The 11746-nt window shown below is 49.4% G+C and carries 8 protein-coding genes and 1 pseudogene; 5 read left to right on the forward strand and 4 right to left on the reverse strand.

What is annotated here, in order from left to right:
- The first annotated feature begins 4 nt into the window (after positions 1-4).
- A complete protein-coding gene (locus tag RAC89_RS19075; protein WP_306615292.1) occupies positions 5-1864 on the forward strand; it encodes a SpoIIE family protein phosphatase in 1860 nt (619 codons plus the stop codon).
- 9 nt (positions 1865-1873) lie between these two features.
- Here the strand turns inward: RAC89_RS19075 and RAC89_RS19080 are convergent, their stop codons facing one another.
- From RAC89_RS19080 to RAC89_RS19090, 3 genes are read right to left on the reverse strand one after another with little or no spacing between them, the layout of a single operon-like run.
- The gene (locus RAC89_RS19080) at positions 1874-2578 is read right to left on the reverse strand and encodes a response regulator transcription factor (protein WP_306615293.1); all 705 of its coding nucleotides are present in this window, start codon (positions 2576-2578) and stop codon (positions 1874-1876) included.
- Between the two features lie 16 nt (positions 2579-2594).
- Positions 2595-3332, reverse strand: coding sequence for a response regulator transcription factor (locus RAC89_RS19085; RefSeq protein ID WP_306615294.1), 738 nt, complete (start codon positions 3330-3332; stop codon positions 2595-2597).
- A complete protein-coding gene (locus RAC89_RS19090; RefSeq protein WP_306615295.1) occupies positions 3319-5406 on the reverse strand; it encodes a sensor histidine kinase in 2088 nt (695 codons plus the stop codon). Before RAC89_RS19090 ends, RAC89_RS19085 begins: the two co-directional genes overlap by 14 nt.
- 274 nt (positions 5407-5680) lie before the next feature.
- On the opposite strand from RAC89_RS19090, the gene RAC89_RS19095 reads away from it, so the two are divergent.
- Both RAC89_RS19095 and RAC89_RS19100 read left to right on the forward strand, forming a co-directional pair.
- The gene (locus RAC89_RS19095; RefSeq protein WP_306615296.1) at positions 5681-6769 is read left to right on the forward strand and encodes a sulfate permease; all 1089 of its coding nucleotides are present in this window, start codon (positions 5681-5683) and stop codon (positions 6767-6769) included.
- 153 nt (positions 6770-6922) lie between these two features.
- Positions 6923-8203 (forward strand): class II aldolase/adducin family protein, encoded by a 1281-nt coding sequence (locus RAC89_RS19100; RefSeq protein WP_306615297.1) that lies wholly within the window; start codon positions 6923-6925, stop codon positions 8201-8203.
- A gap of 66 nt (positions 8204-8269) precedes the next feature.
- Here RAC89_RS19100 and RAC89_RS19105 read toward each other — a convergent pair whose 3' ends face one another.
- Positions 8270-9307 (reverse strand): acyltransferase family protein, encoded by a 1038-nt coding sequence (locus tag RAC89_RS19105; protein ID WP_306615298.1) that lies wholly within the window; start codon positions 9305-9307, stop codon positions 8270-8272.
- 241 nt (positions 9308-9548) lie between these two features.
- On the opposite strand from RAC89_RS19105, the pseudogene RAC89_RS19110 reads away from it, so the two are divergent.
- Positions 9549-9926, forward strand: a pseudogene (locus RAC89_RS19110) (sigma-70 family RNA polymerase sigma factor); the annotation flags it as partial.
- 234 nt (positions 9927-10160) lie between these two features.
- The gene (locus tag RAC89_RS19115; protein WP_306615300.1) at positions 10161-11678 is read left to right on the forward strand and encodes a recombinase family protein; all 1518 of its coding nucleotides are present in this window, start codon (positions 10161-10163) and stop codon (positions 11676-11678) included.
- Positions 11679-11746: the final 68 nt, after the last annotated feature.

Below are 11746 nucleotides of genomic sequence, written 5' to 3' on the forward strand. Positions count from 1 at the left end.
ACCGATGAAACACTATGATAAAGGGACGCTAAAGGTCATTGGCTTTGCCAGCGTTGTCATCGTGTTTTCCATGCTGCTGATCGGCGTGATCACCTATGGGTTCACGGAAGATGAGCTCGTGCGAAAGTGGAAGGATAAGGATTTGGTCCGTATCGTGGAATCAATGGCGGCCAAGGTGGACGGGCATATCGAGAAAGCGAAGGAAACTTCGCTCATTATGGCTATGGATCCGCAATTGATCCGCTGGGTGAAGGGCGGAGAAGCGGATGAAGCTCTCGGCAAGGATGCTCTGCAGAAGCTCGCGCTCCTTTCCAAGCAGTTCGGTTACAGCAATTCGTTCGTAGTTAGCGCGTTGACCCGGCATTACTGGTCGGAAAGCGGCCGTATCATCGATACGGTAACTCCGAGTGATCCCGACGACAGATGGTTCTTCGACCTGATCCAAGCAGAGAAGCTGGTTGACGTCCAAGTGGACTATAACGAGGAGCGCAAGGATACGTTCGTCTTCGTGAATGCCATGATGAAGGATGAAAGCGAGAAGCCGCTGGCGATTGTCGGTGTCGGAATGACCCTCCAGCTGCTTTCCAAGCAATTTCAGGAGTTTAAATACGGGGAGAACAGCAATCTTTGGCTGATCAACGACAGTGGAGAGATTGTGCTCTCCGACCGCCTGGAGCATTTCGGCAGGCCGATTCACGACTACGTCGACCCTCTTCTGTTAGGGCAGCTGAAGAATGACGGGAGGGTTCATGTGACGGAGAGCGAAACGGCAGAAGGCGGCTTAATGGACATGATCAGCTATCCTTTAAGTTCGACCGGTCTGCAGCTGCTCTTTCGGGTGGAACGGAAGGAAACGGTATCGGTACTTCACAATATCAAAACGAACACAGCCATTGTTTCCCTTTTTACCTTTATTATGATTTTAGCTCTCTTTTATTTTATTTCGCATCGGTTGGCCAATCCTTATAAACGGGCGCTTCAGTTGAACCAAGAGCTTGAAGCTAAGGTTCAGGTGCGAACAAGAGAGCTCGCCGAACGCAATGATCAGCTCACCGACAGCATCGATTATGCCAAGAGAATTCAAGAGTCGTTGCTGCCGCAAGCTGCACAGTGGACCGCGGCAGGGATTCGATCTCATGTAAAATGGCAGCCGCGCGATACGGTTGGCGGCGATTTTTACTGGGTCAAGCCTGTTTCCGGCGGTGTCTGGGTCGCCTTGGGGGATTGTACCGGTCATGGAGTACCGGGAGCCTTCATGACGATGCTGGCGATCTCTTTGCTGGACCGGGTTGCGGAGCAGGAAGAGGTCCACGGGCCCGGAGAGTTTCTGCACCAGCTGAATGGGCTGGTCAAGCAGACGCTGCATCAGCAAACCGGCAACGGAATTACCGACGACGGCTTTGATCTGGGTCTTCTCTTCATCGATCACCGCCGCTCCCGATTGTCGTTCTCAGGGGCGAAGCTTTCTCTTTACGTTAAGGATGCGGATGGTCTTCGCGTTCTGGAAGGAAACCGCAAAAGTATCGGATATCGTAAAACGCCCGAGCACTACGTTTATCAAGAGCATGAGACGGAGTTTGGTCCCGAGAGCTCATTCTTCATGGCTTCCGACGGCTTCTATGATCAAAGAGGGGCTGAAACCGTCTACGGCTTCGGCAAGAAGAGGTTCCAGCGATTGCTGGAGGAGAGGCAGGAGCTGCCTGTATCGGAGCTGGTTGCAGAACTGTGGCGAGAGCTGGAGGATTACATGGGGGAAGCGGCACAGCGAGACGATATTACTCTTCTCGGCTTTCAGATCGCCGCTTCTGACGTGGAAGCCTCAGCCTCCGAACGGCAGCCGAAGCTCAAGCGAAATATCGTGTGACAACCAGCATCAGACCTGGAGCTTATAGCCAATTCCCCGTATATTCAGGATATATTCCGGTACGGCGGGGTTGGCTTCAATTTTTCTGCGAATGCTGCTGATATGCACCTGAATCGTTCTGGTGTCACCCATGCTGTCTGCACCCCAAACGCCATAGTATAATTGATCGGAGGTCAGCGTACGGTTCGGGTGCTTCACCATATAGAGAAGCAGCTGCATTTCCTTTGCGGTTAGAGAGATGCTCGTACCGCCAACATGGACGCGAAGATGCTTCGGATCAATGACAAGGTCCCGTATGCGAACCAATTCATCCTCTGTAACCAGAACGGGATTCGAGACTTGTCCGATGGGCGCGCGACGCAGGTTGGCAATAATGCGGGCTACAACCACAGCGGGATCGAAAGGCTTCTCGATATAATCGTCTCCACCAAGCTCCAGACCTCGAACGATATCCTCTGAGGAAGTGTTGCAGCTGATAAAAACGATCGGCACATTCGACTGCTCCCGAATCTTACGGCATACCTCATACCCGTTGATATCCGGAAGATTAATATCCAGAAGTACGATGCTGGGCTGCACCTGACGGAATTTCTCTAAGCCGCTGCGGCCATCCTCGGCCATTGTAACGTGAAACCCGTTCGGCATAAGGTATAAACGAAGAAGCTCGCGAATTTCTTCCCCGTCCTCAACAATCAAAACAGGTATGTTGCTCATGCCCATACCCCCCTTCTCATGACTTATCTACGCTGGCCGACGGCAGGAATTTGTAGCCGACCCCACGAATGTTGTGGATATAATTGGAAATTGGTGAAACGGGCTCCAGCTTCTTCCGAAGATTACTGAGATGAACCATGACGGTGCGGGTATCGCTGTTGCTGGATTGGCCCCAAACGGCGGAATAGAGCTCTTCAAGCGAGAATACTTCCCCAACATGCTTGGCAAAAAAAAGCAGCAGCTGCATCTCCTTCGTTGCTAATGGAATCGGTTCTCCGTTCATGGAGGCGCTGTAGCTCTCCAAATCGAGCACAAGCGGACCGAACTGCAGAACACGGGGAAGGTGTTCCTGATTTTGTTCAATCATATCTCTTCTAAATATCGAGGAACGGCGCAGGTTGGAATGGATTCGAGCCATTACAACCTTAGGGTCGAAGGGCTTTGCGATGTAATCGTCCGCCCCCAGCTTGAGTCCCTTGATGACATCATCGTTATCGGTGCGGCAGGTTAGAAAAATAATAGGCACGTTCGAATATTTTCGAATCTCTTCACATAGGGTATAGCCGTCGTTACCCGGCAGCTGGATATCCAGCAGCACGAGGTCGGGATTGACAGCGCCAAATAAGGGCAACGCTTCTTCCGCATTGTCTGCGGTGTAGGTTTGAAACCCTTCGGCCTTTAAGTATAACAATATCAATTCTCGAATCTCCGGCTCATCCTCAACGACCATCACACGTTTGTTATCCGATGACATCCGAAAGCTCCTCCCTTTCATCGCGAAGCGGCAGTGTAAAGTAAAAGGTGCTGCCCTCCTGCAATCGACTGGTTACACCAACTTGGCCGCCGTGCTGCGTAACGATTTCCTTGACGATCGACAGGCCTAAACCCGTTCCGTCACGATTGAGCGGCTTATGGCGCGCGCCTTTATAGAACCTCTCGAAGACATGCGGGATTACGTCTTCCTCCATACCTACCCCTGTGTCCTTAACTTCAATCAGAAGCTCGGATTGGGCGGTACGGGAGGCACGGACCGTGATGCTTCCGCCCTCGGGTGTAAATTTGACTGCGTTATACAGTAAATTCGTCATGACCTGCAGAATGCGGTCCTGATCGATAATCACGTTCGGATTCTCATGGGTCAGCCGTTCGTCCCGGAACAGCTCGAATTCGTAGCCCTTGCTGCGGATATCCAGCTGGAATTGCATAAGCACCGAATCGAGAAATTCCTTCACGGGAACCGTTGTGAAGGCAAACTTGATCTGATTGGACTCCAGCTTCGACAGCTCGAAGAGGTCCTGCACAAGGCGCCCGACAAACAGAACTTTACCGTATACCATTTGCAATGGCTTGGAATCATTCATCGGCACAATCCCGTCGATCATCGCTTTAATGTAGCCCTGGATCGTCGTCATCGGGGTTTTCAGCTCGTGCGAAATGTTGGCAATGAGCGACCGACGAGATTCCTCCATTCGGTTCAGCTGGTCATAGGCAATGCGAAGCTCGGTATGGCTGGCTTCCAGCTCGTGCGTTCTCTCCCGAATCCGCTCCTCAAGCTTTGCATTCCAATCTTTAAGCTCCTCCGACATTCGCTCCACCTTATATTGAAATTGAGAGTAGCGAAAGGCGATAATCAGCGTTTGGGCAAATAAGTAAATATATATTCCCAATGGTGAAAAATCGATGGATGTTATCACATGGTTATGATATAACATATCGTTTGTTACGCCGGCAATCATAAGCAGAATGACGGAGCATTGAAGCCGAGCGTGCTCGCGGCGCCGATAGGCGGCAACGATGAAAACACCGACAATGTAGGTGAGTACTAGCGCCGTATAGATTTGAAAAGCACTCATGGTGTAGGTAAACACCCGTGCCGGAAATACTAGGACCGTCGCACAAAAAACGAATCCGACGAGAAGCGTGATACGAGTGACCCATGCCGTAGTTTCTTTAGGATACAGCTCGCGGACAAACAGCATAAACAACGGTATGGACAAATAGGGTGATAAATATTCGACCTTTACCATGAGCTCCCAATCAAGCTGAGGCAGAAGCCGGACGAGAATGTTGTCTCCAAGAAGCATCGTTCGGATCGAAAACAGCAAGCTGCAAATAGCCATGTAGAAGGCGATCTTGTCGCGCTTTCGAAACCAATAGAGCGCCAGATGGTATAAGCCGATCAGGAATAAGCCGCTGGAGATGAAGGTCTGCAACGTCATGCTCTTCTCACGGGCAAATAGAATGGAGTCCGCTTCGCCTAGCTCAATCTTCTCCCATATCCCGCCCTTGCGCTGGACAAAGTTCGATACTTGAATGACAATCTCAAGCTCCTGCTGCTTAGGCTGAAAGACGGCAACCCGCGAGTAATGCTTAGGGCTCATGGAGGTTTGATCCATTCCCACGACCCCGTTCTCAAGTAGGAGCTCTCCGTTTACCCACAGGTAGTAGGCGGATGCGATGCCGTGAATATAGATTCCCTTTAATGTAGAAACATCGTCGGGATGGAGGGTCATCGTCATGCGATATGTTGCATAGCCTTCATTAGATGGAGCGGTTTCGTTGCTCTTCCAAACATGGGGTACCTGAACCCACTGGAAAGCTGTCGTCCGATCGTTGAAGGAAGAAGGGCTCAGCAGCTGCTGCCAGTAAAATTGCCATTCTCCGTTCAGGTACAGTGAGCTTCGATGATGTAAGCTGGTGCCGCTGGCATCCATATGACCTAAGCGAAACGGGACCGGATTTTCATGGAGGGCCATCGCCTTAGGGGCCGGAAGAAGAATCAAAATAAGCAATAACAAGAGCAGCAAGCGGCGAATAGGATGAACCACAGCTTCAATTCCTCTCGAAGGGGAAATTCTAAAGACTTTACTAAAAAATATTATACAACTTTTTCAAGTTTATTTTGACACCATAAGAGCTTAATTGACAAATATTTAGGAAGTTTATGAATTTTTTAGACAAATTTTTTCGAAATGAATTTATTTATTTTCGTGAAAGATCATATTGACGCTGTGTACGGTTAACGGTAAAATGAGGCATATCCAATTATCTTAACTATTCAAAGTGAAATAGTAGGGAATACTCCACGAGGAGCTGAACTGCGTGACTTTTACAGTGATTGCTATAATTATCGCCCTGTTTTTTGCCATGAATATCGGAGCGAGCGGGGCCGCGGCATCTATGGGCGTTGCCTATGGCAGCGGAGCTATTAAGAACAAACGATTTGCGTTAATTTTAGTAGCCATCGGTGTTTTCCTGGGGGCCTATCTGGGTGGGGGAGAAGTCGTAAAGACCTTAGGTAAAGGCATCATCCCTTCGAGCATGCTGACGGTATATCTCGTTATCGTCATCTTATTGTCGGCTACCGTAACCCTGTTCACCTCCAACATGATGGGCATTCCATTGTCCACCAGCGAAGTGACGGTCGGTGCAGTGGTGGGTGTCGGTGTAGCCTACGAGGTGCTGTTCGTCAAAAATGTGTTGTACATCGTTTCATTCTGGGTGATTTTCCCGTTGATTGCCTTTGCGCTTGCCTGGGGAGCCGGGTATCTGATCCGGTACCTGGAGCGCAAGGATCCGAAGTGGCGCGGTGTGGGGAGCGGCAAATGGAAACGGGTGCTGATGGTTCTCGTCATCCTGGCCGGGTTCGTGGAAGCCTTCTCCGCGGGGATGAATAATGTGGCCAACGCTGTCGGACCGCTGGTAGGTGCAGGTCTCATGAGTGCAGGCTCCGGAGTGTTTTGGGGCGGTTTGTTTGTTTCCCTTGGTGCCATCCTGCTAGGAGGCAGGGTGCTCGAAACGAATGGCAAGAAGATTACCAATATGTCGCTGCTGCAGGGGATTTTTATCTCGGGTACGGGAGGGACCTTGGTCATAATTGCTTCGCTTCTGGGGATCCCGGTACCGTTGACACAGATTACAACAACGGCGATTCTTGGAATCGGCACAGCCGATCATGGTTTTAAGCTGTGGCAGAAGGGGATCATCGCGAAGATTATGAAGGTATGGATCGTATCTCCACTGCTTTCCATGGTTGTCTCCTTCGTTCTTGTGAAAATCTTCTTTGAGCCTTCCTTCTATACCTTGTTCGTTCTAGCCTCGCTACTGATTGCAACGGTTGGTTTGAAAAGTCTTTATGACGCGTCTCAAGCGGAGAAACGAAACTTCAATGAGGATGGCGCGGGAATATAACTTCATTTGTGTCATAACAGGTATCCTTTGCGGGTACCTGTTTTTTTTATCTCTGTAACTTAGATCACATCGAGGATGATTTCCTATCGTTTATAATAAAAACAGAACAAAACGGATAGAAACGGGTACAAACAATAAAACGAGGTGAGGGGCATGCATTCATTACTTACGCATCCTGCGGATCAAATTCTTCAGATGATGGAGCGCATTTATCATTACGGGATGACAACCACTTCCGGAGGAAATGTCTCGCTGCTGGATGAGAACGGGGATATCTGGATTACACCGGCCGGAGTGGACAAGGGAAGCTTAAGGCGTCAGGATATTGTTTGTGTTAAGCGAAGCGGTGAGGTGCTCGGCCTGCACAGGCCCTCCAGCGAATTTCCGTTTCATCAGCAGATTTACCGGCAGAGACCGGATTTGAAGGCGGTTGTCCATGCTCATCCTCCGGCGCTGGTAGCCTTCAGCATGGTAAGAAGATTGCCGAATCTTTACCTTCTTCCGAACGATTACCAAATCTGCGGCGACATTGGCATGGCGGAGTATGCTCTTCCCGGCAGCGAGGAGCTCGGGCAGAACATCGCGTCGGTGTTCTCCGAGGGCGTGAATGCGGTGATGCTCGAAAATCACGGTGTCGTGATCGGATCCAACACCTTGTACGAGGCCTTTAACATCTTCGAGACACTGGACTACTGTGCAAGACTTGAAATTAAGGCGAACCGGCTTGGCATACCGCTGCCGCAGGGAAAGGAAAGCATCGGTAAGAAAATGCACGCCAATTTGGACGAATTCTCGCCGGTGACGTTCTCCGCCAAAGAAAAAGAGCTTCGAAGAGATATGTGCGAGCTGATCCACCGGGCGTATGATCAGAAGCTTTTTACAAGCACGCAGGGGACCTTCTCGCAGCGACTGGAGGATGGCTCCTTCATCATTACACCCTATGCGGTAGACCGGAAATATCTGGAGCCGGAAGATTTGGTGAGAATCGAACACGGGAAGAAGGAAGCCGGTAAAATGCCGAGCCGTTCCGTGCTGCTGCATCAGCAGATTTACGAGACGCAGCCGCATGTCGGTTCGATCATTATCGCACATCCTCCGAACATTATGGCGTTTGCCGTAACGGATAGCGACTTCGACTCCAGAACGATTCCGGAGAGCTATATCCTGCTTCGGACCATTCCCAAGCTCCCATATGGAATGACATTCCATTCGCCGTTGGAATCTGCCAAGGTGTTTCGCGAGGATACGCCGCTTGCCCTTGTCGCCAATGATTGCGTCATCGTGACGGGACAAAATCTGCTGAATGCCTTCGATCGCCTGGAGGTGGCGGAATACAGCGCTAAGGCACTGATCTCGACACGCTGTCTGGGTGAGATCGTTCCGATCGACGAAAAAAAGATCAAAGAGATCGATATCGCTTTTAAGCTAAGCTAAGCTAGCTATAGAAAACCCGTACTGCGCCCTAATGAGCACGGTACGGGTTGTTTTACGTTATCAGTGCTATGTGCGATGAAAGCTTCTGATTTTACCGAGGAAGGGCTGCGGGTTCGGATGGATCAAGGGATGCGTCACCGCAGCTACGCGCGAGCCCGACAACAGAAGTGTTATGGCGATCCCTAGGATGACCATAAGGAGAACCGTTGCCAAAGGCGGCCATGGAGCTTCATAGATACCTGCAGCTGTCAGCACCTTGATGACGGCTCCGTGCAGGAGGAACACATAAACGGTGCGCTCCCCCCATGTCGTGATTCGACTGTATTTGGTGCTTTGCAGCATCAGGAACGCTGCTGAGGCAACCAGTGCGAATGCATAAACGGCGATTCGGCCCAAGCCGACATACCAATGGCTTAGGTTCATTTCGTGATAGGTGCGGCTTCCCAGCAGCCAATCTATCGATAGATGGAAGGTCCCTGTATAAAATCCAGCAGCGACCAGTGCCAGCAAGAGGGCTGCGGCCAGCTTTAAGCGAAGGCTGCGCGCGGCTTTCGTCAAAAAAATACCTTGATAATAGTAACCCATGAGGAAAAACGGAAAAAACACAAAGGTCCGGCTGATGCTTGCCCAGAAGCCGTCGAAAGGCAAATACCCGACAAGGATACCCAGCATCCAAGCCGTGAGAAGCGGGTGCTTCAGCTTTCGAAAGACGATTAGGAGCAGCTTCCAGCCTAGGTGGCTGAACAGGAACCAGAGCATCCAGTAGGGTGCCCAAAAGGAATAGACGGTATGTGCAGTACGAAAGAAGAAGTAGTCCAAAGCTGAGTAGAGTGTTTGGAAAATCAGATACTGCAGAAGAATGCGCAGAAGCACCTGCTGCAGCTGCGGATCCTCAGGGAAGCCCTTGGAGAAGTATCCCGTGATCAGAACGAAGATCGGCATATGAAAGGTGAAAATGGTCATCACGATGGCCTGCGCCTCCGCATGGGTGGATAGCAGCGGCATCAGAATATTACCTAGAACGACCATAACGATTAAAAGGAATCGCGTATTGAGAAAAAAGATGTCCGTGGGGTTCAAGGTGTGATTGCTTTCTTGCTTCATTTTGGATCCCGGCTTTCGTAGAGAATGAGTTAATTCACATGGATTCGTGGCCTACAGGCCTAGTATAATACGGTGTTGATTTCAGGTAAGTGATATATTTCACAAATAAAAGCGATGTAATGCCTCATCAGAATAAGCGCGAAATTTCGGCGGTACAGGCACGTATGGGCGGCAGCCCACATACCATAGTAGTAATCTCATCATGAGGCTCTGGGGTTCAGACTATTGGGAGGTGTTGTTCGTGCCCGGATTTTTCTCAGCGGTCGCTTTGTTCATCAAAGAATTAATGCTGTTGGTTTCGTATGTCAAAAACAACGCGTTTCCCCAACCGCTCGCGGAGGATGAAGAGGAAAAACACTTGCGGTTGATGGCCCAGGGAAATCAGCATTCGCGTAACCTGCTCATCGAGCACAACCTCCGTCTGGTCGCGCATATCGTCAAGAAATTCGACAATACCGGGGAGGACCTGGAGGATTTAATCTCAATCGGTACCATCGGCTTAATCAAAGCGATCGAATCGTTTAGTCCCGACAAAGGGACCAAGCTTGCGACGTTTGCAGCACGCTGTATCGAGAATGAGATTGTAAGGTCAATCGGGTGCGGTAGAAAATGGAAAAAGCGAAAGGCTAAAAACTTCATACAGCGTCACAAACGCCCCCTACCTTGCGACATAACGAAACGCAACCAACATGGACAAGGTTTAAGGGGGCGTTTTGTATGAGCAGAAAGGATAAGGGCGTCGTTACTTCAAAACTGTACGCTGTCATTATCGAATCCGATTCGACCGACAAACCCCTAGCCGATTGCTACAACGCAATAAGGGACTTAGTCAGAAAGGAGAAACGGATAAAAAATGATAGCGATTTACGCAAGGGTATCAACGGAAGAACAAGCTAAAAGCGGTTATTCGCTTCAAGACCAAGTTCGCCAATGCCGCGAAAAAGCAGGTCGGGGAACTGACATTATCGAATATGTTGACGACGGCTATTCTGGAGAGTTCCTTGAACGTCCTGCCTTGACAAAGTTACGGGATGATATTCGAGAAGGTTTGATTGATAAAGTAATCATATATGACCCTGACCGTTTGTCCCGTAAACTAATGAACCAGCTTCTTGTCTCAGAAGAAATCGAAAAACATGCTGAACTAATCTTCGTAAATGGCGACTACCAAAAAACACCTGAGGGCATGTTGTTTTATCAAATGCGCGGAGCAATCGCCGAGTTTGAGAAAGCCAAGATTAACGAAAGGATGTCGCGCGGTCGCCGAGAAAAAGCCAAACAAGGGAAGGTCGTTAAAGACGTGAAAGTATATGGTTACATATTCAATCGAGATACAGAAGAACTAGATATCTATCAACCTGAAGCGCGAATCGTCCAACTTATTTACGACCTGTTCACAGACCCTAAGGGAAGAGTTAAAGGTATTAACGGCATAGCACATTATTTAAGCGATATTGGCGTTCCTACAAAGCGTGGTGGCGTGTGGCACAGGCAAACCGTTCGTCAGATTCTTATGAACGAAACTTATGCTGGCGTTTTCTATCATAACAAGTGGAATACAGAAGGAATACTTGGTAACAAGTATCGCGGCAACAAAGAAAAAGTCTCGATGAAACTACGCCCCCGCGACGAATGGATTCCAGTAAAATGTCCGGCGATTATCGAGAGGGAAACGTTCCATTACGCTCAAAAGCTGCTGAAGGAATCGAGAAGGCGCTGGGCCGGTAGTCCAAAGAGAGAATATCTTCTAAGTGGTCTTGTACGCTGTGGAGATTGCGGTAATACGATGCCAGGGCGACAGAGCAAGAATTGGGGCAAATTCGTCATGGAGTACACCGATGTAAAGAATACAGCGGGCGCCAAGAAACGCGGTTGTGGCAAGCGAATCAGGTGTGAGGAATTAGACCATTTCGTATGGGAAACGTTCGTCAATCTAATGTTAACGCGCGGGGAAGCAGCCGCAGAAGCCGCGGCTACGGCTGAGGATAACGATAAGGCTTCGTATGAGCAGAACGAAGTGGAACGGATTACAGCGGAACTGGAACGCATTAAGGTGGCACGTCAACGGTTAATTAAGTTCCTGACGAACAACATAGACGTTGTTGACGAGGACGACATTCGGGAACAATTAAAAGACTTAAAGGCGAATGAGGAAAACTTGTTGAAGCAGAAAGACGAAATTATAGCGCTTATGGAATCGCAACAGCACGAGGAAGCTAACGAGGAGATTTTTAATGAAACGATACAGCAGTATTTAACTGAGGAATCACCGCAATTATTGACGATAGAGCGCAAACAGGAATATCTTCGCAAGGTATTTCGAGAGATAAGGGTTTATGAAAATGGAAAGGTCGAATTTATACGGTTATGAATGGCTTCTGTTAATAGCAGGAGTCCTTTTTTTTGTAGAGTAAGGTGGAATTATATAGGGAATTTATA

Origin of the sequence: Paenibacillus sp. GD4, assembly GCF_030846225.1 — a bacterium.
Lineage (GTDB): Bacteria > Bacillota > Bacilli > Paenibacillales > NBRC-103111 > Paenibacillus_G > Paenibacillus_G silviterrae.

Excerpts from the sequence above, each read along its gene's own strand:
- RAC89_RS19075 (WP_306615292.1), top strand. The coding sequence starts at position 5 with ATGAAACACTATGATAAAGGGACGCTAAAGGTCATTGGCTTTGCCAGC.
- RAC89_RS19080 (WP_306615293.1), bottom strand. The coding sequence starts at position 2,578 with ATGAGCAACATACCTGTTTTGATTGTTGAGGACGGGGAAGAAATTCGC.
- RAC89_RS19085 (WP_306615294.1), bottom strand. The coding sequence starts at position 3,332 with ATGTCATCGGATAACAAACGTGTGATGGTCGTTGAGGATGAGCCGGAG.
- RAC89_RS19100 (WP_306615297.1), top strand. The coding sequence starts at position 6,923 with ATGCATTCATTACTTACGCATCCTGCGGATCAAATTCTTCAGATGATG.
- RAC89_RS19105 (WP_306615298.1), bottom strand. The coding sequence starts at position 9,307 with ATGAAGCAAGAAAGCAATCACACCTTGAACCCCACGGACATCTTTTTT.
- RAC89_RS19115 (WP_306615300.1), top strand. The coding sequence starts at position 10,161 with ATGATAGCGATTTACGCAAGGGTATCAACGGAAGAACAAGCTAAAAGC.